Origin of the sequence: Nonomuraea recticatena (assembly GCF_039533245.1) — a bacterium.
Taxonomy (GTDB): domain Bacteria; phylum Actinomycetota; class Actinomycetes; order Streptosporangiales; family Streptosporangiaceae; genus Nonomuraea; species Nonomuraea roseola.
Genome location: NZ_BAAATE010000025.1, coordinates 44,598 through 64,983, shown reverse-complemented (window position 1 = coordinate 64,983; position 20,386 = coordinate 44,598). Strand labels below are relative to the sequence as shown.

At 69.3% G+C, this 20,386-nt stretch carries 23 protein-coding genes; 16 read left to right on the top strand and 7 right to left on the bottom strand.

Annotated features, from left to right (window positions below; genetic code table 11):
• The first annotated feature begins 18 nt into the window (after nt 1-18).
• The 5 genes from atpA to ABFX50_RS35725 all read left to right on the top strand — a co-directional run bounded on the left by atpA (nt 19) and on the right by ABFX50_RS35725 (nt 4,885).
• Entirely contained in the window at nt 19-1,668 is a 1,650-nt protein-coding gene (atpA, locus tag ABFX50_RS35745; RefSeq protein WP_346152768.1) for a F0F1 ATP synthase subunit alpha, read from the top strand.
• Between the two features lie 3 nt (nt 1,669-1,671).
• A complete protein-coding gene (locus ABFX50_RS35740) occupies nt 1,672-2,574 on the top strand; it encodes a F0F1 ATP synthase subunit gamma (protein WP_346152766.1) in 903 nt (300 codons plus the stop codon).
• Between the two features lies 1 nt (nt 2,575).
• The gene (gene atpD / locus ABFX50_RS35735; protein ID WP_346125741.1) at nt 2,576-4,009 is read left to right on the top strand and encodes a F0F1 ATP synthase subunit beta; all 1,434 of its coding nucleotides are present in this window, start codon (nt 2,576-2,578) and stop codon (nt 4,007-4,009) included.
• Between the two features lie 68 nt (nt 4,010-4,077).
• Nucleotides 4,078-4,482: a F0F1 ATP synthase subunit epsilon gene (locus tag ABFX50_RS35730; protein WP_346152764.1), complete on the top strand. Its 405-nt coding sequence runs from the start codon at nt 4,078-4,080 to the stop codon at nt 4,480-4,482.
• A 25-nt stretch (nt 4,483-4,507) separates the two neighbouring features.
• Nucleotides 4,508-4,885, top strand: a complete 378-nt coding sequence (locus ABFX50_RS35725; protein WP_346152762.1) for a DUF2550 family protein — start codon at nt 4,508-4,510, stop codon at nt 4,883-4,885.
• Nucleotides 4,886-4,906: 21 nt separating this feature from the next.
• On the opposite strand, the gene ABFX50_RS35720 is transcribed toward ABFX50_RS35725, so the two are convergent.
• Nucleotides 4,907-5,497 (bottom strand): cob(I)yrinic acid a,c-diamide adenosyltransferase, encoded by a 591-nt coding sequence (locus ABFX50_RS35720; RefSeq protein ID WP_346152760.1) that lies wholly within the window; start codon nt 5,495-5,497, stop codon nt 4,907-4,909.
• A gap of 126 nt (nt 5,498-5,623) precedes the next feature.
• Here ABFX50_RS35720 and ABFX50_RS35715 point away from each other — a divergent pair, with 126 nt between their 5' ends.
• The 5 genes from ABFX50_RS35715 to ABFX50_RS35695 all read left to right on the top strand — a co-directional run bounded on the left by ABFX50_RS35715 (nt 5,624) and on the right by ABFX50_RS35695 (nt 9,389).
• Nucleotides 5,624-6,574: an ABC transporter ATP-binding protein gene (locus ABFX50_RS35715; protein WP_346152759.1), complete on the top strand. Its 951-nt coding sequence runs from the start codon at nt 5,624-5,626 to the stop codon at nt 6,572-6,574.
• A complete protein-coding gene (locus ABFX50_RS35710) occupies nt 6,571-7,287 on the top strand; it encodes an ABC transporter permease (protein WP_346152757.1) in 717 nt (238 codons plus the stop codon). Before ABFX50_RS35715 ends, ABFX50_RS35710 begins: the two co-directional genes overlap by 4 nt.
• Before the next feature lie 13 nt (nt 7,288-7,300).
• The gene (locus ABFX50_RS35705; RefSeq protein WP_346152755.1) at nt 7,301-8,380 is read left to right on the top strand and encodes a sensor histidine kinase; all 1,080 of its coding nucleotides are present in this window, start codon (nt 7,301-7,303) and stop codon (nt 8,378-8,380) included.
• Nucleotides 8,377-8,970: a response regulator transcription factor gene (locus ABFX50_RS35700; protein ID WP_183649074.1), complete on the top strand. Its 594-nt coding sequence runs from the start codon at nt 8,377-8,379 to the stop codon at nt 8,968-8,970. The genes ABFX50_RS35705 and ABFX50_RS35700 overlap by 4 nt, the downstream gene beginning before the upstream one ends.
• Nucleotides 8,971-9,071: 101 nt before the next feature.
• Nucleotides 9,072-9,389: an STAS domain-containing protein gene (locus ABFX50_RS35695; RefSeq protein WP_183649070.1), complete on the top strand. Its 318-nt coding sequence runs from the start codon at nt 9,072-9,074 to the stop codon at nt 9,387-9,389.
• A 160-nt stretch (nt 9,390-9,549) separates the two neighbouring features.
• Here the strand turns inward: ABFX50_RS35695 and ABFX50_RS35690 are convergent, their stop codons facing one another.
• Both ABFX50_RS35690 and ABFX50_RS35685 read right to left on the bottom strand, forming a co-directional pair.
• Entirely contained in the window at nt 9,550-10,101 is a 552-nt protein-coding gene (locus tag ABFX50_RS35690; RefSeq protein WP_346152753.1) for a TetR/AcrR family transcriptional regulator, read from the bottom strand.
• Nucleotides 10,102-10,246: 145 nt separating this feature from the next.
• Nucleotides 10,247-11,710 (bottom strand): aldehyde dehydrogenase family protein, encoded by a 1,464-nt coding sequence (locus ABFX50_RS35685; RefSeq protein WP_346152751.1) that lies wholly within the window; start codon nt 11,708-11,710, stop codon nt 10,247-10,249.
• Nucleotides 11,711-11,986: 276 nt separating this feature from the next.
• Between ABFX50_RS35685 and ABFX50_RS35680 the strand changes: the two genes are divergently transcribed.
• Nucleotides 11,987-12,361: a hypothetical protein gene (locus ABFX50_RS35680; protein ID WP_346152749.1), complete on the top strand. Its 375-nt coding sequence runs from the start codon at nt 11,987-11,989 to the stop codon at nt 12,359-12,361.
• Nucleotides 12,362-12,373: 12 nt separating this feature from the next.
• Here ABFX50_RS35680 and nucS read toward each other — a convergent pair whose 3' ends face one another.
• A complete protein-coding gene (nucS, locus tag ABFX50_RS35675; protein WP_346152747.1) occupies nt 12,374-13,036 on the bottom strand; it encodes an endonuclease NucS in 663 nt (220 codons plus the stop codon).
• Between the two features lie 36 nt (nt 13,037-13,072).
• Here nucS and ABFX50_RS35670 point away from each other — a divergent pair, with 36 nt between their 5' ends.
• The 5 genes from ABFX50_RS35670 (at nt 13,073) to ABFX50_RS35650 (ending at nt 17,149) form a co-directional block, all read left to right on the top strand.
• Nucleotides 13,073-14,476, top strand: a complete 1,404-nt coding sequence (locus ABFX50_RS35670) for a 3-hydroxyacyl-CoA dehydrogenase (protein WP_346152745.1) — start codon at nt 13,073-13,075, stop codon at nt 14,474-14,476.
• Nucleotides 14,473-14,763, top strand: a complete 291-nt coding sequence (locus tag ABFX50_RS35665; protein ID WP_183649035.1) for an ATP/GTP-binding protein — start codon at nt 14,473-14,475, stop codon at nt 14,761-14,763. The genes ABFX50_RS35670 and ABFX50_RS35665 overlap by 4 nt, the downstream gene beginning before the upstream one ends.
• 11 nt (nt 14,764-14,774) lie before the next feature.
• Nucleotides 14,775-15,482, top strand: a complete 708-nt coding sequence (locus ABFX50_RS35660) for an alpha/beta hydrolase (RefSeq protein WP_346152743.1) — start codon at nt 14,775-14,777, stop codon at nt 15,480-15,482.
• A 31-nt stretch (nt 15,483-15,513) separates the two neighbouring features.
• Nucleotides 15,514-16,272, top strand: a complete 759-nt coding sequence (locus tag ABFX50_RS35655; protein WP_346152741.1) for an SDR family NAD(P)-dependent oxidoreductase — start codon at nt 15,514-15,516, stop codon at nt 16,270-16,272.
• Nucleotides 16,273-16,354: 82 nt separating this feature from the next.
• Nucleotides 16,355-17,149, top strand: coding sequence for an alpha/beta fold hydrolase (locus ABFX50_RS35650; RefSeq protein WP_346152739.1), 795 nt, complete (start codon nt 16,355-16,357; stop codon nt 17,147-17,149).
• Here ABFX50_RS35650 and ABFX50_RS35645 read toward each other — a convergent pair.
• The 3 genes from ABFX50_RS35645 to mce form a co-directional block, all read right to left on the bottom strand.
• A complete protein-coding gene (locus tag ABFX50_RS35645; RefSeq protein ID WP_346152737.1) occupies nt 17,109-18,323 on the bottom strand; it encodes an AI-2E family transporter in 1,215 nt (404 codons plus the stop codon). The two genes, ABFX50_RS35650 and ABFX50_RS35645, sit on opposite strands and share 41 nt — an antisense overlap.
• 119 nt (nt 18,324-18,442) lie before the next feature.
• Nucleotides 18,443-19,756, bottom strand: coding sequence for a DivIVA domain-containing protein (locus ABFX50_RS35640; protein ID WP_183649027.1), 1,314 nt, complete (start codon nt 19,754-19,756; stop codon nt 18,443-18,445).
• Between the two features lie 189 nt (nt 19,757-19,945).
• A complete protein-coding gene (mce, locus tag ABFX50_RS35635; protein WP_346152734.1) occupies nt 19,946-20,371 on the bottom strand; it encodes a methylmalonyl-CoA epimerase in 426 nt (141 codons plus the stop codon).
• Between the last annotated feature and the right edge of the window lie 15 nt (nt 20,372-20,386).

Below are 20,386 nucleotides of genomic sequence, written 5' to 3'. Positions count from 1 at the left end.
TAGGGAGACAGAGAAGAGATGGCGGAGCTTACGATCCGGCCGGACGAGATCCGGGACGCGCTTGAGCGCTTCGTCCAGGCGTACGAACCGGAAGGCGCCGCGCGCGAGGAGATCGGGACCGTCGTCGACTGTGGCGACGGCATCGCCCATGTCTCCGGCCTTCCCTCGGCGATGGCGAACGAGCTGCTCGAGTTCGAGGACGGCACGCGCGGCCTGGCACTGAACCTCGACACCCGTGAAATCGGTGTCGTCATCCTGGGCGACTTCAGCAAGATCGAGGAGGGCCAGACGGTCCGCAGGACCGGCGAGGTCCTGTCGGTGCCGATCGGCGACAACTTCCTCGGCCGCGTGGTCGACCCCCTGGGCAACCCGCTCGACGGCAAGGGCACCATCGAGGCGGAGGGCCGTCGCGCCCTCGAGCTGCAGGCGCCCAGTGTCGTCCAGCGTCAGCCGGTGAAGGAGCCGCTGCAGACCGGCCTCAAGGCGATCGACGCCATGACGCCCGTCGGCCGCGGCCAGCGCCAGCTGATCATCGGTGACCGCGGCACGGGCAAGACCGCCCTGGCCGTCGACACCATCCTCAACCAGCGTGAGAACTGGCTGACCGGCGACGCCGAGAAGCAGGTTCGCTGCGTGTACGTCGCCGTCGGCCAGAAGGGCTCGACGATCGCGCAGGTCAAGGCTCGCCTGGAGGAGGCGGGCGCGATGGAGTACACCACCATCGTCGCCGCTCCCGCCTCCGACGCCGCCGGCTTCAAGTACATCGCCCCCTACACCGGCTCTGCCATCGGGCAGCACTGGATGTACCAGGGCAAGCACGTCCTGATCGTCTTCGACGACCTGACCAAGCAGGCCGACGCCTACCGCGCGGTCTCGCTGCTGCTGCGTCGTCCGCCGGGCCGTGAGGCCTTCCCCGGCGACGTCTTCTACTTGCACTCGCGTCTGCTCGAGCGTTGCGCGAAGCTGTCGAACGACATGGGCGGCGGCTCGATGACCGGTCTGCCGATCATCGAGACCAAGGGCAACGACGTCTCGGCGTTCATCCCCACCAACGTCATCTCCATCACCGACGGCCAGTGCTTCCTCGAGACCGACCTGTTCAACGCGGGTGTGCGTCCGGCCATCAACGTCGGTGTGTCGGTCTCCCGAGTCGGTGGCTCGGCGCAGGTCAAGGCGATGCGGAAGGTGGCGGGCACGCTGCGTCTGTCGCTGTCGCAGTACCGCGACCTGGAGGCCTTCGCCTCCTTCGCCTCCGACCTCGACGCGGCCTCCCGCGCCCAGCTCGAGCGCGGCATGCGCCTGGTCGAGCTGCTCAAGCAGCCGCAGTACTCCCCGTTCCCCGTCGAGAAGCAGGTCGTCTCGGTCTGGGCCGGCACCACTGGCGAGCTCGACGAGGTCCCGGTCGGCGACGTGCGCAGGTTCGAGGCGGAGTTCCTCGACTACCTGCAGAGCGGTCACAAGGGCGTCTTCGACGCCATCCGTGAGACCAGGGATCTGTCCGACGACACGGTGACCGCTCTCAAGGACGCCATCACGGAGTTCAAGAAGGGCTTCACCACGTCCGAGGGTGAGCTGCTCATCCACGACGAGCCCGTCGCGGCGCTCGGCGCGGACGAGGTCGGCCAGGAGAAGATCCGCAAGGTCGTCCGCCCGGCAGAGAAGAAGTAGCCGATGGGTGCCCAGCTAAGGCTGCTGAGACGGCGGATCAAGTCGGTCAAGTCGACCGCCAAGATCACGCGCGCCCAGGAGCTCATCGCCTCCTCACGGATCGCGAGGGCGCAACAGCGGATGCAGGCGGCCGTGCCGTACGAGCGCGAGATCACTCGCGCCGTCACGGGCGTCGTCAGCAACACCGGCGCCGTCGACCATCCGCTGACCGTCGTCAAGGAGAAGCCGGCTCGCGCCGGTGTGCTGATCGTGACCAGCGACAGCGGCTTCTGCGGTGGCTACAACGCGAACATCCTGCGCGAGGCCGAGGCCCTGCGCGGCTTGCTCGAAGCGCGCGGCCTGACTGTGGTGCCCTTCGTGACCGGCCGCAAGGGCGTCGCCTGGCACTCCTTCCGTCAGAGGGAGATGGGCGGCCAGTGGGTCGGGTTCTCCAGGAAGCCGGCCTACGCCGACGCCAAGGAGATCGCGAACACGCTGATCGACGCGTTCAAGGACGACAACGGGATCGACGAGATCCACATTGTCTCGACGGAGTTCGTCTCCATGCTCACGCAGAACGTCGCGGTCAAGCGCGTCCTGCCGCTGGAGGTCGAGGAGTCCGAGGCGCAGGCGTCCGAGACCATTCCGCCGTACTTCGAGTTCGAGCCCACCGCGGGCGACGTCCTCGACTCGCTGCTGCCGCGTTACGTGGAGTCGCGCATCTTCAGCGCGCTGCTCCAGGCGGCGGCGTCGGAAGAGGCTTCGCGTCGCCGGGCCATGAAGTCGGCGACGGACAACGCCAACGAGCTGATCCGCGTGTTCACCATGCAGATGAACCAGGCTCGCCAGGCCGAGATCACCCAGGAAATCAGCGAGATCGTCGGTGGCGCCAACGCGCTGGCTGACTCCGCAGCGGGGAAAGAGTGAAATGACTGCAGAGACTGTTGAGACCACGACCGGCACGGGCCGCGTGGCTCGCGTCACGGGTCCCGTCGTCGACGTGGAGTTCCCCGTCGAGGCCATGCCCGAGATCTACAACGCCCTCAACGTCGAGGTCACCCTCGGCGGCGAGACCAAGACGCTGACCCTTGAGGTCGCCCAGCACCTCGGCGACAACATCGTCAGGGCCATCTCCATGCAACCCACCGACGGCCTGGTCCGCGGTGCGGCGGTCACCGACAGCGGCCAGCCCATCTCGGTGCCGGTCGGCGACGTCGTCAAGGGCCACGTGTGGAACGCGCTCGGTGAGTCCCTGGACGTGCCGACCTCCTCGCTCCAGGTCACCGAGAAGTGGGGCATCCACCGCCCCGCTCCCGCCTTCGACCAGCTCGAGTCGCGTACCGAGATGCTGGTCACCGGCATCAAGGTCATCGACCTGCTCACGCCGTACGTGCAGGGTGGGAAGATCGGTCTGTTCGGTGGCGCCGGTGTCGGCAAGACCGTTCTGATCCAGGAGATGATCCGCCGAGTCGCTCGTAACTTCGGTGGCACCTCCTGCTTCGCGGGCGTCGGTGAGCGTACCCGTGAGGGCAACGACCTCTGGCTGGAGATGGAGGAGGCGGACGTCCTCAAGGACACCGCTCTCGTCTTCGGTCAGATGGACGAGCCGCCGGGCACGCGTCTTCGCGTCGCGCTCTCCGCGCTGACCATGGCGGAGTACTTCCGCGACGTGCAGAAGCAGGACGTGCTTCTGTTCATCGACAACATCTTCCGCTTCACGCAGGCCGGTTCGGAGGTCTCCACCCTCCTCGGCCGTATGCCGTCCGCCGTGGGTTACCAGCCCACGCTGGCCGACGAGATGGGTGTGCTCCAGGAGCGCATCACCTCGACGCGTGGTCACTCGATCACCTCGATGCAGGCGATCTACGTGCCCGCGGACGACATCACCGACCCGGCCCCGCACAACGCGTTCGCGCACCTCGACGCGCAGACCGTTCTGTCGCGGCCGATCTCGGAGAAGGGCATCTACCCCGCGGTGGACCCGCTCGACTCCACCTCCCGCATCCTCGACCCGCAGATCGTGGGCGCCGAGCACTACGCGGTGGCCCAGGAGACCAAGCGGATCCTGCAGAAGTACCGCGAGCTCCAGGACATCATCGCGATCCTCGGTATCGACGAGCTGTCCGAAGAGGACAAGGTCACCGTTCAGCGCGCCCGTCGCATCGAGCGTTTCCTCTCCCACCCGATGTACGCCGCTGAGGCGTTCACCGGTCAGCCGGGTGAGAACGTGCCGCTGGACGAGACCATCGCCTCCTTCAAGGGTCTGTGCGCCGGTGACTACGACCACCTGCCCGAGCAGGCGTTCTACATGGTCGGCGGCATCGAGCAGGCCGTTGCCAAGGCCAAGGAACTCTCCAAGTAATCGCCTTCGGTGCCGGCATCAGCACGGTGTGCTGATGCCGGCATCTGATCGGAAAGGAACCTACACAAGTGGCGAAGCTACGGGTAGGGGTCGTCTCACCGGAGCGTGAGATCTGGTCGGGCGAGGCCGACATGGTGATTGCCAAGACCGTGGACGGCGAGATCGGTATTATGCCTCAACACGCACCGGTGCTCGGCGTACTCGTCGAGGGCGGAGTCCTGCGTGTGAAGCGCGGCGGCGGCGAGGAGGATCTCGTGGCCGCGGTGCACGGCGGGTTCATCTCCGTGGCCGACAACGAGGTGTCCGTGCTGGCCGAAGCGGCCGAGCTGGGCTCCGAGGTGGACGTCGCGGCTGCCCGCGACGCTCTGGCCAGGGCTCAGGCCTCGGTCGAGGCGAACCAGGATGACGCCGACGCGGCGGTCGAGGCCAAGCGTGCCAAGGCCCGGCTGCAGGCCGCCGGCGAGGACGTCTGATCTTTCACAACCGGCGGGGGCGGCGATGCTGACGATTCTTACGGACGCACTGCTCGCTGCCCTCCTGGTCGCGGCTCTTCTGGTGATCCGCGGTTTCGCGCTGGCACGTTCCCGCGGGAGCGTGCCGTGTCGTATCAAGGTCGGCTCCCACGGCTGGCGCAGCGGAGTAGCCCGCTACGCCGACGGGGAGCTCCACTGGATCCCCTTCATGGGTGTGCTGTTCAGGCCGCGCCACGCTATCGCGAGGCGCGGCCTGACTGTTTCCGCCCGCCGTCCCATCGACGGCGGGCTGTGGGCGGTCGACTGCGGGTCGATCTCCCTGGCGATGTCGGAGGACGCGTTGACCGGCTTCCTGGCCTGGCTGGAGTCGGCGCCGCCGAGCGCCTATCTCGACGTCGCCTGACGCGCCGTCCGAGCGCTTTCGTTATCGGGTGCCTCCCGGCTTCCACAGGATCTCGGTGCCGTCGTGGGCCGTCCTGCACAGGATGAACAGCAGGTCCGACAGGCGATTGAGGTACGTGGCGGGCAGCGGGCTGATGTCGTTGTGGGCCTGCATGGCCGCCCAGGCCGAGCGCTCGGCGCGGCGGACCGTCACCCTGGCCACGTGCAGCTGGGCCGTCGCGGGGTCGCCGCCGGGCAGGATGAAGCTGCGCAGCGGGTTCAGCTCGGCGTTGAAGCGGTCGCACTGCTTCTCCAGCCAGGCGACATAGGAGGGCTCCACGCGCAGCGGAGGGAACTCCGGCGTGTCGACGGCGGGGGTGGCCAGGTCGGCGCCGAGGTCGAACAGCTCGTTCTGGACCCTGCCCAGCACCTCGACGATCTCGGGGGCGAGCGTGCCGTACGCCAGGGCCAGGCCGATGGCGGCGTTGGCCTCCTCGGCGTCGGCGTAGGCGGCGAGCCTGGGGTCGGTCTTCGAGGTGCGGCTCAGGTCGCTGAGCGCGGTCGTGCCGTCGTCTCCGGTACGGGTGTAGATCCTGGAGAGGACGACTGGCTTGTCCTTGTCTGCGCGGGTCATGACCCCAGCATCGCAGACGGTTCCCCGCCTCATGACAGATGTCATGTGCGACCGGAGTGATCGTCACACGAGGTCGGTGATATCGGCGACTACAGGCGGGAAGGCGCGCACAGCAGGCTTGGACGCATGAGGACGACACAGGCGGCGGACACCGCGGAGCGCGGGGCGGTGGGCGGACCGGCGATCGAGGTCGCGGGGTTGCGGCAGCGCTACGGAAGCTTCGAGGCGGTGAGGGGGATCTCCTTCGAGGTGCCCCAGGGGGAGCTGTTCGCGCTGCTGGGCACCAACGGCGCGGGCAAGACCACCACGATGGAGGTCCTGGAGGGGTTCACCAGGGCGAGCGACGGCATGGTCAGGGTCCTCGGGCTCGACCCCGTGAAGGAGCGCAGGGCGCTGCGCCCGCGCATCGGGATCATGCTGCAGGAGGCGGGCTTCTTCGGTGACCTGACCGTCGCCGAGACCGTCGACGTCTGGCGCGGGATGAGCGCCGACGCGGGCCGTCAGCCCGTGAAGGAGGACGTCCTGGAGCTGGTGGGGCTGGCGAACAAGGCCAGGACCAGGGTCAGGCAGCTGTCGGGCGGCCAGAAGCGCAGGCTGGACCTCGCCCTCGCGGTGCTCTCGCGACCCGAGGTCCTCTTCCTCGACGAGCCGACCACCGGCATGGACCCCGAGGCCAGGCAGGCCACCTGGGAGGTCATCAGGGGGCTGAAGGAGCGCGGCACCACGGTGCTGCTCACCACGCACTACCTGGAGGAGGCCGAGCGCCTGGCCGACAGGCTCGCCATCATGCACGAGGGCGTGATCCACACCTACGGCACGGTGGACGAGGTCGTGGCCACGACCGGCGACCAGATCACCTTCAGGCTGCCGCGTCCGGCCGAGGCGCCCTTCCTGGACGGCGCGGCCCCCGTGTCCGAGCGCGGGCACGTCGTCTACACCCTGCGCGGCGAGGCCCATCCCGCTCTCAGGGCGCTGCTGGCCTGGGCCGACGAGATGGAACTGACCCTGGAGCGGCTCGAGGTGCGCAGGGGCACCCTCGAGGACGCCTTCCTGCGAGTGGTGGAGGACAAGCGATGAGAACCGACGTGCTGCACGCCGTACGGCTGGCCAGGATGGATCTGAAGCTGCTCGGCCGCAACACCACGGCCGTCTTCAACGTGCTGCTGCTGCCGTTGCTGTTCGCCTGGATGCTCTCGCAGGGCGGCAGCGAATCGTTCATCCTGACGGGGATGCCGGGGGTGCTGCTCGCCTTCGCGGTCTTCATGAACCTCGTCAACTCCTTCACCGCGCGGCGTGAGGAGCTGGTGCTCAAGCGGCTGCGCGGAGGCCAGGGTTCGGCGGTGGCCATCTTCGGCGGGGCCGGCCTGGCGGCGCTGGCGGTCTTCGTCCTGCAGGTGGCGCTGCTGGTGGTGTGGATCGACCGCACGGGCGGTGGTCTGCCGGAGAACGTCCCGATGATGCTGGTGGCCGCGGTGCTGGGCGTGGCGGTGTTCGGGCTGCTGGCCGCCGCCTTCTCGGGGATCACGCCGAACGCCGAGCTGGCCCAGGTCGCGGTGCTGCCGGTGCTGATCGTGGCGCTGGTGGGCTCCCCGCTGCTCATCCCGCTGTCGGAGATGCCCTTCGCCGTCAGGCTGGTGCCCACGACGCCGATCGTGGAGATGATGCGGATGGGCTACGGCGGTGGCTCCTGGGCGGCGGCGCTGCCCTGGATCGGGGCGCTGCTCGCCTGGTTGGTGGTCGCGGGGCTGCTGGCGAAGTGGCTGTTCCGCTGGGATCCCAGGCACGGCTAGGTTGGCTCCCACCATGAGCGATCGCAGGACCGATTACCAGCGCCTCAGGCGAGCCACCATGTGGAGTGTCGCAGGAGGCGCTCTGCTGCCGTGGGTGGGCCTGTTCTGGACGGCGACGGCACCCGGTCCTCCTCCGCCATGGCAGCTGGTGGTGGCGGGGGTGTCGGCCGTCGCCTTCACCGTCGTCTACTGGCGGGCCGCCAGGATCACCGTGACGGGGACTCACGCCCGCACCGAGGTCGTCATCACGGGCGTGCTGGCGCTGGTGATCTTCATCATGACCCGCGAGCCCGAGTTCGCGGGCGCGATGGCGGCGCTGGCCTGGGGGGCGCTCGCCGGTCTGCACGTCTCCAGGTTCACCGCCGCGCTGATGACCCTGATCGCGACGGCGGCGTGCGCGGCCTTCCAGCCCCACGCCGTGGTCTTCTACGCCGTGACGATCAGCATGGTGGTATGGCTCAACCGCTTCCAGTTCTGGTTCTGGACGGTGGTCAAGGCTTCGCTCGAGGGCAGGGACGCCCAGGCCAAGCTGGCGGTCACCGAGGAGCGGCTGCGCTTCTCCCGCGACCTGCACGACGTGGTGGGCCACAGCCTCTCGGCCATCGCGGTCAAGAGCGAGCTGGCCGCCCGCCTGGCCTCGGGCCCCGCGGCCGAGGAGATGCTGGAGGTCAGGAGGCTGGCGCGCGAGTCGCTCAAGGAGATCCGCTCGGTCGTCCGCGGCTACCGCACGGTCGATCTCAACGCGGAGCTGCGCAGTGTCAGGGCGGTCATGGAGGCGGCGGGCATCAGCTGCGCCCTCGAACTGCCGGAGACGGCGCTGGGCGACGAGGTGAGCACGCTGCTGGCCTGGCTGGTACGCGAGAGCAGCACCAACGTGCTGCGGCACAGCGCCGCCACCCGCTGCCGCATCAAGGTCGCCTCCACGGGCGGGTGGGTCGAGCTGACCGTGAGCAACGATCACCCCAAGCCGCCCAGCGGTACGGCGGGCAACGGCCTGGCGGGAATGAGCGAGCGGGTCGCCGCGCACGGCGGCGCGCTGACGGCGGGACAGAGTGACGGTCAGTTCACGGTGAGGGCGAGGATTCCCGCATGATCAAGGTATTGCTGGCCGACGACGAGCACCTCATCCGGCAGGCGCTGGCCACCCTGCTCGGCCTGGAGCCCGACATCGAGGTGGTCGTCCAGGTCGGCAGGGGAGACCAGGTGGTGGGCGCGGTCGAGGCGCACAGCCCCGACGTGGTCGTGCTCGACATCGAGATGCCGGGCATGGACGGCCTGAGCGTCGCCGAGGCCCTCCCCGGCCAGGCGATCGTGATCCTCACGAGTTTCGGCAGGCCCGGCTACCTGCGCAGGGCGCTGGCGGCGGGGGTGCGCGGCTTCATCCCCAAGGACGCCTCCGCCAGCGAGTTGGCCGCGGCGATCAGGAAGGTCCGCGACGGCGGACGCTACCTGGACCCCGAGATGGCCGCCTCGGCGATGATGGCGGGGGAGAGCCCGCTGACCGAGCGTGAGCGGGGAGCGCTGGAGCTGGCCGCCACGGGGCTGTCGGTCGGGGAGATCTCCGTGGCCATGCATCTCACCGAGGGAACGGTGCGAAATTACCTGTCCAGCGCCATCACGAAGTTGGGCGCAAGCAACCGAATCACCGCAATTCGGATGGCGAGGGACATGGGTTGGCTCTGAGTGGGTAACCGTAGTCATGGCTGGTGTGTGTTGATTCTCACCTTGCGAGAGTGAATGACTACGTTGCGTGATTTAATGGCGGCGTGACCTGAGGAGGTGGCATGCGGGTCCGAGGGAAGCCGGGGGCACAGGTGGTGTATGTCGGGCATCGGCTCGACGTGGGGACCGTTGCCGAGATACGGCCGCATCTGCACGACGCGGTCGATTCGGGCAAGGGCGACCTGATCGTCGACCTCTCCACCTTGGAGATGATCGACTCCACTGGTCTCGGTGTGCTCGTGGGCACGCATCGTCGCGCGTTGAGCGCGGATCGCCGTCTCGTTCTTCGGGGAGTGCCACCACGGATCATGCGGGTGCTGGCGGTGACTCGGCTGAATCGAGTGTTGCGCGTGGAGGTGCCGGCGGCCGCGGTGGCCTGAAAGTGACATCCGGCGGTGGTCGGGAGCGCGCCGGAGGCCACACCATATTCGAGGGCAGGGTGCGATCAGCCGCCCCTGCCCTCGCCCGTGCCTGATGCCCGGTCCGGCCGGCGTCCCGGCGGTGTGAATATCCCCCGATGTAGTCGATCACGCGATCACGCTAAGTGATCACGTGGTTGGCAAAGGATCTGTGGAAGATATGGACCGCCGCGGCGACGAGTTCCTCGATGGAAGGCGGTTCCTCGGCCAGCACCCATTCGATGAGCAGCTCCTGGAGCGCTCCTATCACACCGAGTGCGAGCAGGTGCCGATTGACCGGAGCGGGGTCGGGAAAGCTGTCCGTGACGTCCTCGACCATGCGGGCGAAGGACTCTATCGCCCGCTGCCTGGAGGCGGTCAGAACATCACCTGACCTGCGCACTTCGACGTGCATGATGCGCGCTCGCCGCCAGTCGGCGGTCGCGAAACCGATATAGCTGGAAATCCCGGCTCTGATGCGCTCGTCGAGTTCCTGGGGCGCCTCCTGCAGGGCCTTGGAGACCGCGGCGATGGTTTCGTCGACGCACCGTTCGTGCAGTGCCTGGAGTAGCTCCTCCCTGCCGCCGAAACATTCGTAGAAGGCGCGATTGGAGATCCGGGCCTCCGTGCACAGCCTTTCGATGGTCGTGGCGGCGAATCCTGGTTTCGCATAGAGCGTGTATGCGGCGGCCATCAGCCGCTCCCGTCTGTCAGCCAGCCTTTGCTCGGCCGACATTCCCCGGTAAGACCGGTTCACATTCCACCCGTTCCGCATGATCGTGAGCCCCCAGAGCCCACAATTATGGATGGATGATCGCATTCGGGAAAGAGTGTTTACATTAGTGCTTACGTCGCCCATGCAAGATGGTCACCATCCTGATCAGTCGCTCAAGTTCTCCGGGCGCGCGGGAGAAGGATGTCAGGTTCATTCCCGGCAGGGCGAAGCGCTGGCGGGCGATGGCCTTGGGCCTGGCGAACTCCCTCAGGCCGTCGGCGCCGTGGATCCTGCCGAACCCCGAGTCGCCGACGCCGCCGAAGGGCAGCGAGGGCACTCCAGCGAACGAGATGACCGAGTTGATCGCGGTCGCCCCGCTGCGCATGAGCCTGGCCAGCCGCATGGCGCCGCGCGTGTCGCGGGAGAAGACGGTGCCGCCCAGCCCGTAGGCGGAGGCGTTGGCCAGCTCCAGGGCCTCCTTGGCGTCCCTGGTCCTGCGCACGGTGATGGTCGGGCCGAAGGTCTCCTCCCGTACCGCCGCGGAGTCCTCGGGGACGTCCTCGACGATGACGGGATCGACGTAGGGCGCGCGCACCGACTCGGGCCCTCCCTTGACCGCCTTGCCCGTCTTGACCGCGTCCTCGATGTGCCGCCTGATGATGTCGAGCTGGGCGGGCATGGTGATGGGGCCGTAGTGCTCGCCCGCCTTGACCGTCGAGGCCAGCTCCTTCAGCTCGCGCATGAACGGCTCGTAGACCTGGTCGACGACGTAGACGCGCTCCACGCCCACGCACGTCTGCCCCGCGTTGGACAGCGCTCCCCACAGGCAGGCGTCGGCCGCGGCCCTGAGGTCGGCGTCCGCGTCGACGATGAAGGCGTCCTTGCCGCCGCACTCGGCGACGATCGGGGTGAGGTTGCGCGCGCAGGCCGCCATCACCCGCTTGGCGGTGGCGGTGGAGCCGGTGAACGCGACCTTCTTCACCCGCGGGTCGCCGGCCAGCGCGGCGCCTGTCTCCCCGAGCCCTGTGACCGTCTGCAGGACGGGGTGCTCGGGCACGGCCTGGGCGAACAGCTCCGCCAGCCGTACGCCGCAGCCGGGGGTGAGCTCGCTCGGCTTGAACACCACGGCGTTGCCCGCGGCCAGCGCGTAGGAGATGGAGCCCATCGGGGTGAAGACGGGGTAGTTCCACGGGCCGATCACGCCCACGACGCCGAGCGGGAGGTACTCCAGCGTCGCGGCCAGGTTGAGCCCGACCAGGCCGGTGGCGACCCTGCGCCTGCCCAGCACCTTCTCGGCGTTGCGCGCGGCCCAGTCGAGGTGCGTGATCGTCAGGACGATCTCCAGGACGGCGTCGCCCCTGGGCTTGCCCGTCTCCTGGTGGACCAGCTCGGCCAGCGGCCTGAGGTTCTGGGTGACGATCGCCTTGTAGTCGAGGAGCCTGCGTCTGCGCTCGCCCGCGCCCAGCTCCGCCCACCAGGCGGCCGCCTGCTCGGCCCTGGCGACGGCCAGCCCTACGGCCTCGGCGTCGTGCTGAGGATGCGTTCCCACGACCTCGCCTGTGGCCGGATTCAACGAGTCGAAAGTCATGGCGCCACGATAGATTCGTAACCACTCACTTACAAGGGTCATATCGGCCCGAAAAATACATTTTCGGCCCACCGGATTGTCGCTCTGGCCTGCGCGGACCCTTGTTTATCCAGAAGGGGGTTGCTGCCCTGACAGGCGAGCAAAACAATGGCATTCCAGATCCACAGCTCCCCCGAAAGGCGTCATGTCGCTTTTCCCCCTTCCGCTCGTGCTGCCCCACCACACCCACTACGCCCGGCTGGGAGTCGGGCCCGAGGCCGCCGAGGAGGGGCCAGTGTGGCCGACATCACCCGCGACCTGTCGCCCTGGACGGACGAGGAGACCGTCGAGGAACGCCGCAGGCTCGTCGTGCAGCCGCACAACGCGCGAGGGGGCGCGCTGACGGCGCTGGTCGAGGAGCTGCGCTCGATCAGAAGGGCCGACCCCGGCAACCTCCACGCGCTGGAGCAGGAGGCCCAGGCGCTGTTCGCCAGGGCGCAGGAGATCAGGCTGCAGATGTCGCAGGCGTCAGGCCAGCGGCGCAGGGCGCTCGGCGCCGAGCTCAAGGAGGCGGTGCGCCAGTGCCGGGAGGCGGGCACGGACTTCGCCGGCCGCTCGGCCGACGAAGCGGCCCGCGCCAGGATCGGAGAGATCCTGTCCAGGCTGAGGTGAGCGAGAGCCCGCTCAGAACAGCGTCGGGTTCTCCGGCTCGATGCCGCGCAGGGCGGCGTAGTCGAGCGTGACGCAGTCGATGCCGCGGTCGGCCGCCAGCACCCGGGCCTGCGGCTTGATCTCCTGAGCGGCGAAGACACCGCGCACGGGGGCCAGCAGCGGGTCGCGGTTGAGCAGCTCGAGGTAGCGGGTGAGCTGCTCGACGCCGTCGATCTCGCCGCGCCGCTTGATCTCCACGGCGACCGTCGCGCCCGAGGAGTCGCGGCACAGGATGTCGACGGGGCCGATGGCCGTCATGAACTCCCTGCGGATCAGCGTGTAGCCCTCGCCCAGCGTGCTGATGTGCTCGGCCAGCAGCTCCTGCAGGTGCGCCTCGACGCCGTCCTTGATCAGGCCGGGGTCGACGCCGAGCTCGTGGGAGGAGTCGTGGAGGATCTCCTCCATCGTCAGCACGAGCTTCTCGCCGGTCTTGCCGTGGGTGACGGTCCAGGTCGGGCCGTCCTCCTTGAGCTTGCACGGCGGGTTCATCCAGTTGAGCGGCTTGAACGCGCGGTCGTCAGCGTGGATGCTCACGCTGCCGTCCGCCTTGATGAGGACGAGCCTCGGCGCCATCGGCAGGTGTGCCGTGAGCCTTCCCATGTAATCCACGCTGCATCGCGCGATGACCAGCCGCATGACGGCCAACCCTACCGGCTCTGGAAAACTGGGCGCATGGTGTTCGAAACGGTGGGAGTGGTCGGTCTCGGCACGATGGGGGCCGGCATCGCGGAGGTCTTCGCCAGAGCGGGGATCAGGGTGGTCGGCGTCGAGGCCGATCAGGAGGCCCTGGACAGAGGGCTCGGGCACCTGGAGGCGTCCACGGGAAGGGCGCTGGAGAAGGGCAGGCTCTCCGCCGGCGAGCGGGAGGAGATCCTTTCCAGGGTGACGCTCACCACGTCGCGCGACGACCTTCGCGACGCCGACCTGGTGGTCGAGGCGATCCCCGAGGTCATGGAGTACAAGGTCGCGCTCTTCACCGACCTCGACAGGATCTGCAAGCCGTCCGCGGTCCTGGCGACGAACACCTCCTCGCTGCAGGTCACCGCGCTGGCCGCCGCCACGGGGCGCCCCGGCAGGGTGGTCGGCATGCACTTCTTCAACCCCGCTCCCGTCATGGGCCTGGTCGAGGTCGTCGGCACCGTGGTCACGGAGCCAGGCGTCGTCACCTCCGTCTCCGACCTTGCCGTACGGCTCGGCAAGACGCCGGTCGCGGTGGGCGACAGGGCGGGGTTCGTCGTCAACAGGCTGCTGCTGCCGTACCTGAACCACGCGGTCACCCTGCTCGACCACGGCGTGGCCGCCCGCGACGACATCGACAACGCCATGCGGCTCGGCGTCGGCCTGCCGATGGGGCCCTTCAGCCTGCTCGACCTGATCGGGCTCGACACCTCCTACGAGATCATGGGCGTGCTGTTCGAGGAGTCGCGCTCGGAACGGCACGTCCCCTCGCCGCTGCTGCGCTCCTACGTGGCCGCGGGGTGGCTCGGCCGCAAGTCGGGCAGAGGCTTCTACGGAGAGTCCGCCGCGGAGTCCACGCCCGAGAAGGCGGCGGCCAGCACCGTCCGCGTCGAGGGGTCGCAGGAACTGGCGGCGACGCTGGCCGCGGCGGGGTTCAAGGACTCAGCGGAGCCCGACGTGGTCCTGCGGGTGGGCGAGGCCGCGCTCGGGGAGCGGGTCGTCCAGGTGCGCGTCACGGGGAAGGTAGCCGAGCTGTCGGGCTCCGTGCTGACCTCCCGCCAAGCCGTGCTCTGCGCCCGCGACCTGCTGAGGGTGGCCGGGTACACGCCGGTGCCGTGCAGGAGGTCCGTGATCGACGCGCTCCTCTACGCCCACCTGAACGACGCCGTCCACATGTACTCCTCCGGATACGCCTCCATCGCCGACATCGACGCGGCGATGCGGCTCGGCTGCGGGTATCCGCAGGGGCCCTTCGAGTTGATGGAGTCCATCGGGCTGGCGAAGGTGCGCGACGGGCTGCGCGCCCTCTACGCCGAGCACCTGTCTCCGTCCTTCGCCCCCGCGCCGCTGCTCGACCAGCTCGTCACGGCCGGGCTGGACGCCTTCCCCCGCGCATGAGCCCTCGCCGAGCCCGCCGCAAGGAGTCCACCCGCCCGATCGGTTTCCCCAGTTCGACCGACAGGGTGGAGCACTGGCCCGACGGCGACTGGAAGGTCCGCATGCTCAGCGGGTCCTCCTCGGCGAAGAACTACCGCTGCCCCGGCTGCGACCAGGAGATCCGCCCCGGAGCCCCGCACATCGTGAGCTGGCCCGACTGGAGCGGCGGCGACGAGGAACGCCGCCACTGGCACACCACCTGCTGGCGCAAGCGCCTGGACCGCGGTCCAGGGCGCACCAGGTACTGAGGAGACACGTCTTGGAGATCCGCGCGGCCACCGTCCTGCCCGCCAGGCGCGAGCCGATCGAGCTGCACACCGCCGACGGGCTGACCCTGGTGGGCGAGCTGGCGCTGCCGGCCGACCGTCCTGCCGTGGCGACGCTGGTCACCCTGCACCCGCTGCCGACCCACGGCGGGTTCATGGACAGCCACGTCTACAAGAAGGCGGCCAACCGCCTGCCCGCCCTGGCCGACCTGGCCGTGCTGCGCTTCAACACCAGGGGCACCTCCTCCGAGAGAGGCACCTCCGAGGGCGCCTTCGACGGCGGCGAGGGCGAGCGGTACGACGTCGCAGCGGCACTGGAGTACGCCGAGTTCCACGACCTGCCGAAGGTCTGGGTGGTCGGCTGGTCCTTCGGCACCGAGCTCACGCTCAAGTGGGCGCACGACCCGCTGGTGGAGGGGGCCATCCTGCTGTCGCCGCCGCTGCACAGGGCCACCGACGCCGACCTGGACGCCTGGGCGGCCTTCGGGCGGCCGCTGGTGGCGCTGGTGCCCGAGTTCGACGACTACCTGCGGCCGGAGGAGGCCAGGGCCAGGTTCGCCAGGGTGCCCCAGGCGGAGGTGATCGGCGTCGAAGGCGCCAAGCATCTGTGGGTCGGCGAGCCGTACGTCAGGATCGCGCTGAACGAGATCGTCAAGCGGGTCACCCCCGACGCCTTCCCCCTGCCCACGGACGTTCCATAGAATCTTGTTCGGTCACGGGCAAGGAGGCGGCATGGGCGCGTTCGATCTTTCGGGCAGGAAGGCCTTCGTCAGCGGGGCGTCGAGGGGCATCGGGAGGGCCATCGCGCTCGCCTACGCCGACGCGGGCGCCGACCTCGCCCTGGTCTCCCGCTCGCCCGAGTCGCTGGCCGAGGTGGCCAAGGAGGTCGAGGCACGCGGACGGCAGGCCGTGGTCATCCCCGCCGACCTCACCGACAGGGACGCCGCCGCGGCGGCCGTCCACGGTGCGATCAAGGCGCTCGGCCACCTCGACATCGTGGTGAACAACGCGGGCGGCTCCAACTTCCTCGTCGAGTTCAAGGATCTGCGGCTGTCGGGCTGGGACAAGCTCATGCGGCTCAACCTCGACTCGGCGATGACCGTCTGCCACGCCGCCGCCACGCACCTGCTGGAGCGCGGCTCGGGCTCGGTCATCAACGTCGCCTCGGTGGCCGCGCTCGGCGCGCCCTTCCTGGCCCCCTACGCCGCGGCCAAGGCGGGCCTGGTCGCCCTGACCAAGACGCTGGCCGTGGAGTGGGCCACCTCGGGGGTGCGGGTCAACGCGCTGTGCCCCGGATGGACCGCCACCGACCTCAACCGCAACCTGTGGGAGGACGAGGCGGTCAGCGCCTCCACGATCGGCGGCGTGCCGATGCGGCGCTGGGGGACGGCCGAGGAGATGGCCCACCCCGCGGTCTTCCTCGCCAGCCAGGCCTCGGCCTACATGACGGGCCAGGTGCTGTTCATCGACGGCGGCGCCACGGCCATCTGAGGGATAGCGGTCGCGCCCTAGGCCGGATATCGGTATGGGCCGCACGGTGATTGTCGGCGAGAACCGGGTTACCGTGTGGTCCGTGCAGCTCTACACGAGATCAGCCGGGACCGGCGTCCCTGTCGTCCTGCTCCACGCCTTTCCGCTCTCGTCGGCCATGTGGCTGGCCCAGCGGGAGGGTCTGTCGGCCTCCTGCCAGGTCATCACCCCCGACCTGCGCGGCTTCGGCGGCTCCAGGCTGGGCGACGACGAGCCCTCCATCGACCTCATGGCCGACGACGTGGCCGCCCTGCTCGACCAGGAGGGCATCGAGCGGGCCGTGGTCGGCGGGCAGTCCATGGGCGGCTACGTGACCATGGCCTTCTGCCGCCGCCATCCCGACCGCGTGGCAGGGGTGATCCTGGCCGACACCAAGGCGAGCCAGGACACCGAGCAGGCCAGGGAGAACAGGGAGCGGATCGCGCGGCAGGTCCTGGCCGACGGCACGGGGGTGCTGGTCGAGGAGGTCCTGCCAGGACTGCTCGGGCAGACGACCAAGGAACGCAGGGCGATGGTGTTCGGCAGGGTCAGAGGGCTGGTCCAGTCGGCTCCGCCCGGCGCGGTGGCGTGGGCGCAGCGGGCCATGGCGGGAAGGCCCGACTCCTTCGACACCCTCGCCGCGCTCAAGGCGCCCGCCCTGGTGATCGTGGGCGAGGAGGACCAGCTCACCACGCGCGACGACGCCGAGGCGATGCTGCGGGCCGTACCCGACGGGCGGCTGACGGTCGTCGAGCGGGCAGGTCACCTGAGCGCGGTCGAGCAGCCCGAGGCGTTCAACGCGGCCGTGGCCTCGTTCATCAGCTCCGAGCTTGGCGAGGCAGCACGACCTCACGGATGATCAGCGCGATCGCGGCGGCGACCGGGATGGCCAGCAGGGCGCCCACGATGCCCAGCAGGGCGCCGCCGAACAGCGCCGCGATCACGGTCACGGCGGGCGCCACGTCCACCGAGCGCTTCATCACGCGCGGGTAGATGAGGTAGTTCTCCACCTGCTGGTAGATGACGAAGAAGATGGCGCAGGCGATGCCGAGCGGCACCGACTGCAGGAACGCCACGCCGCTCACCAGCACGGCCCCGATCGTCGCCCCGACCAGCGGGATCAGGTCGGTGAGGGCGATCACCAGGGCCAGGGCCAGCGCGTAGCGAGCGCCCGCGATGGTCAGGAAGGCCCAGCTCAGCGCGCCCGCGATGACGGAGATGAGCACGTTGCCCGCGACGTAGCCGCCGATCCCGCTGAGGATCTCGTCGGTGATGGCTTCGGTCCTGGAACGGCGGGAGGCGGGAACGAGCTTGAGGAAGTACTCCTTGATCGTGTGCAGCGAGCCGAGGAAGTAGAGCATCAGCACCAGCAGGGTCAGCCCGGTGAACACCCCGTCCAGCACGACGAGCCCCGCGCCGACGACCCCGCTGGCCAGCGAGGGGGCCAGGGTGTCGGTCACGAAGGCCGCCAGCTTGGGCAGCAGCTGGTAGTCGGAGTCGAGCTGCCTGAGGGTCGGGTTGGCCGTGAGCTGGTCGAAGTAGCCGGGGACCGCGGCGATGAAGTCGGCAGACTCCTGACTCACCGGCGGCACGATGGCCAGCCCGAACAGGCCGAACATCACGATCACGCCGGCGAACACGATCGAGATCGACGTCCGGCGCTTCATGCCGCGCCGCTGCAGCGTCTCGACGGCGGGGTTGAGCCCCGCGGCCAGGAACATCGCCACCACGATGAGGATGATCACGCTGAACGAGCTCGTGATCAGCTGGCCGATGGCGATCGCGGTCAGCACACCGAGGCCGCCCACGAGGCCGAACAGGAACGGCCCTCTGGCCAGCGGCTTGCCCGGCATGCCGTACGGCAGGGCGGCCCTCTCACCAGACGGCTGGTCGGGCCCCCGCGCCGGGCCTGAGGCCTCGCCGCCGGAGAGCCCCCCGTTGCCGGCCGCCTCCTCCTCCGCCTTCGCGGGCGCCGCGGGCTCGGACTCGTCGGCCTCGCTGGAGGGAGTCTGGGCGTCGGGGCTGGCGGTCACGATGGCTCCATGCGGTTGGGGGGCAATCCGGGCAAGCCGTACAAAGACAACAAGAGAGCCTAGCGACCTCCAGGTCGCCAGGCTCTCCCAGCCGTCGATCAACCCCGGATCAAGGGGGGCTACTCCTGCCACCACTCCGAGTCGTCGTCGCCCCTGGCCTCGGCCTTGGCGGACGCGGGCGTGGGGGCGGGGGCCGGCGCGGGGACCGGCTTGTCGTTGCCGTTGGAGGCCGAAGGAGCCAGGGCCGGCTTCGGCGGGGCGGCGGTGACGGCGGGCTCCGGCTCCATGCCAGGAAGGGGCGCGCCGCCGAGCAGCTGGCGCAGCTGCGCGAGGTGGCTGGTGATGCTGTCGCGCTGCCTGGTCAGCTCGTCGACCTGGCGCTGCATGTTGGAGCGGGTGCGCTCGGCCTCGGACTTGGCCTCGCTCACGATGTGCTCGGCGCTGGCCTTGGCCTCGGCCGCGATCTGGTCGGCGTTCTTGCGGGCGTTGGCGACCAGCTGCTTGGCGTGGGTGTCGGCCTCGCGGCGGGTCTGGTCGGCCTGCTGGGTGGCCTTGGTGGCGCGGGACTCGGCGGTCGCGGCGCGCTGCTCGGCCTCGGCGACCAGCTTCTGCGTGGCGGCCTGCGCGGTGGAGTGGCGCTCGGCCTCCTGACGCTCGGCCTCTTCGCGACGGGCGGCGAGCTGGATCTCGAACTCTGCTTCGTCCTGGGCCCGCTTGGCCTCGGACTCCTCGAGCACCCGCTGGGCCTGGGCGCGCATCTCGTCGGCCTGGCGCTTGGCGGTGGTGAGGACCTCGTCACGCTCGCGCTTGGTCGAGGCGCGCAGCTGGGCGACCTCGCGCTCGGTGGTGGTGCGCAGCTTGGCGATCTCGCGCTCGGCGTCGGCGCGCTTCTCCGCCACCTCGTGGTCGGCGGTGGCGCGCAGCTTGGCGGCCTCGCGCTCGGTGGTGTTGGTGAGCTCCTCGGCCTCGCGGCGGGCGGTCGAGCGGATCTCCTCGGCCTCGCGCTCGGCGGTGGTGCGCATGTCGTCGGCCTCGCGGGTGGCCTGGGCACGCTTCTCGGCCGCTTCGCTCTCGGCGGCGGCGCGCATGTCGGCGGCTTCGACCTTGGCGTGGGCCTTGATCTCGTTGGCCTCGGACCTGGCGGCCTGGACGAGCTCGGTGGCCTGCTCCTCGGCGAGGCGCAGCAGCTGCTCGATGCGGGCGCCGAGACCTGAGTAGGTCGGGCGCTCCTGCTCCTGGAGCTGTCGCTGGGAGTCGGTAAGGTCGCGCTGAAGACCGGTGACCTGCTCGCGAGCCTGGCGCAGCTCGTTGTCGAGCTGCTTGAGGTGGTCGTGGACCTGGTGCCGGTCGTAACCACGGAGCACCACGTCGAACTCGCGGGCTGGGGCGTCCTCGAAGAAGTTGTTGAGTTGGGCGTCGATGTCGGACTGCATGGAGGCTCGATCCTGGGTTGTCGAGACGGCTACACGGGCCGGACGGGGGGTTCGGGACATCCGAGCCAGGAGCCTGCTCCTGGCAGCAAGCTCCTTGTCCGGTGGAAGGCCAGCGTACTCCGCTGTTGCCGCCTTGGAGGCCCCGTCCAACTATCTGCGCGACTAGTTACATATGAACGTTTTTTACGTTCAGCGGCCCTCTGCGGCCTGGACCAGCTCTGTGAGCATTCCGCCCACATCCTTCGGATGCAGAAACGCTATGGACGAGCCCATGGAGCCGTGCCTGGGCCGCTCGTCGAGCAATCTGACACCCTTCGCGCCGATCTTCTCCATGGCCTGCGAGACGTCGGGGACGCCGAAGGCCACGTGGTGCACCCCCTCGCCCCGTCTGGCCAGGAACTTGCCGACGGGGGAGTCCTCCGAGAGCGGTTCGAGGAGCTGGATGTAGGAGCCGCCGCCCTCGCCGTCGGCGATGTGCAGCATGGCCTCCTTGACGCCCTGCTCCTCGTTGACCTCGCGGGCCACGACGGTCAGCTCGAAGGTCCGCTCGAACAACGCGATCTTCTCCTCCAGGTCGTGGCAGGCGATCCCGATGTGGTCGATCCGCATAAACACGTGTGTCCCGCCTCC

Bases quoted from the DNA above. Each gene is read 5' to 3' on its own strand.
- atpA (WP_346152768.1), top strand. From the start codon at position 19: ATGGCGGAGCTTACGATCCGGCCGGACGAGATCCGGGACGCGCTTGAG.
- ABFX50_RS35740 (WP_346152766.1), top strand. From the start codon at position 1,672: ATGGGTGCCCAGCTAAGGCTGCTGAGACGGCGGATCAAGTCGGTCAAG.
- atpD (WP_346125741.1), top strand. From the start codon at position 2,576: ATGACTGCAGAGACTGTTGAGACCACGACCGGCACGGGCCGCGTGGCT.
- ABFX50_RS35725 (WP_346152762.1), top strand. From the start codon at position 4,508: ATGCTGACGATTCTTACGGACGCACTGCTCGCTGCCCTCCTGGTCGCG.
- ABFX50_RS35720 (WP_346152760.1), bottom strand. From the start codon at position 5,497: ATGACCCGCGCAGACAAGGACAAGCCAGTCGTCCTCTCCAGGATCTAC.
- ABFX50_RS35715 (WP_346152759.1), top strand. From the start codon at position 5,624: ATGAGGACGACACAGGCGGCGGACACCGCGGAGCGCGGGGCGGTGGGC.
- ABFX50_RS35710 (WP_346152757.1), top strand. From the start codon at position 6,571: ATGAGAACCGACGTGCTGCACGCCGTACGGCTGGCCAGGATGGATCTG.
- ABFX50_RS35705 (WP_346152755.1), top strand. From the start codon at position 7,301: ATGAGCGATCGCAGGACCGATTACCAGCGCCTCAGGCGAGCCACCATG.
- ABFX50_RS35700 (WP_183649074.1), top strand. From the start codon at position 8,377: ATGATCAAGGTATTGCTGGCCGACGACGAGCACCTCATCCGGCAGGCG.
- ABFX50_RS35695 (WP_183649070.1), top strand. From the start codon at position 9,072: ATGCGGGTCCGAGGGAAGCCGGGGGCACAGGTGGTGTATGTCGGGCAT.
- ABFX50_RS35690 (WP_346152753.1), bottom strand. From the start codon at position 10,101: ATGGCCGCCGCATACACGCTCTATGCGAAACCAGGATTCGCCGCCACG.
- ABFX50_RS35685 (WP_346152751.1), bottom strand. From the start codon at position 11,710: ATGACTTTCGACTCGTTGAATCCGGCCACAGGCGAGGTCGTGGGAACG.
- nucS (WP_346152747.1), bottom strand. From the start codon at position 13,036: ATGCGGCTGGTCATCGCGCGATGCAGCGTGGATTACATGGGAAGGCTC.
- ABFX50_RS35670 (WP_346152745.1), top strand. From the start codon at position 13,073: ATGGTGTTCGAAACGGTGGGAGTGGTCGGTCTCGGCACGATGGGGGCC.
- ABFX50_RS35665 (WP_183649035.1), top strand. From the start codon at position 14,473: ATGAGCCCTCGCCGAGCCCGCCGCAAGGAGTCCACCCGCCCGATCGGT.
- ABFX50_RS35655 (WP_346152741.1), top strand. From the start codon at position 15,514: ATGGGCGCGTTCGATCTTTCGGGCAGGAAGGCCTTCGTCAGCGGGGCG.
- ABFX50_RS35640 (WP_183649027.1), bottom strand. From the start codon at position 19,756: ATGCAGTCCGACATCGACGCCCAACTCAACAACTTCTTCGAGGACGCC.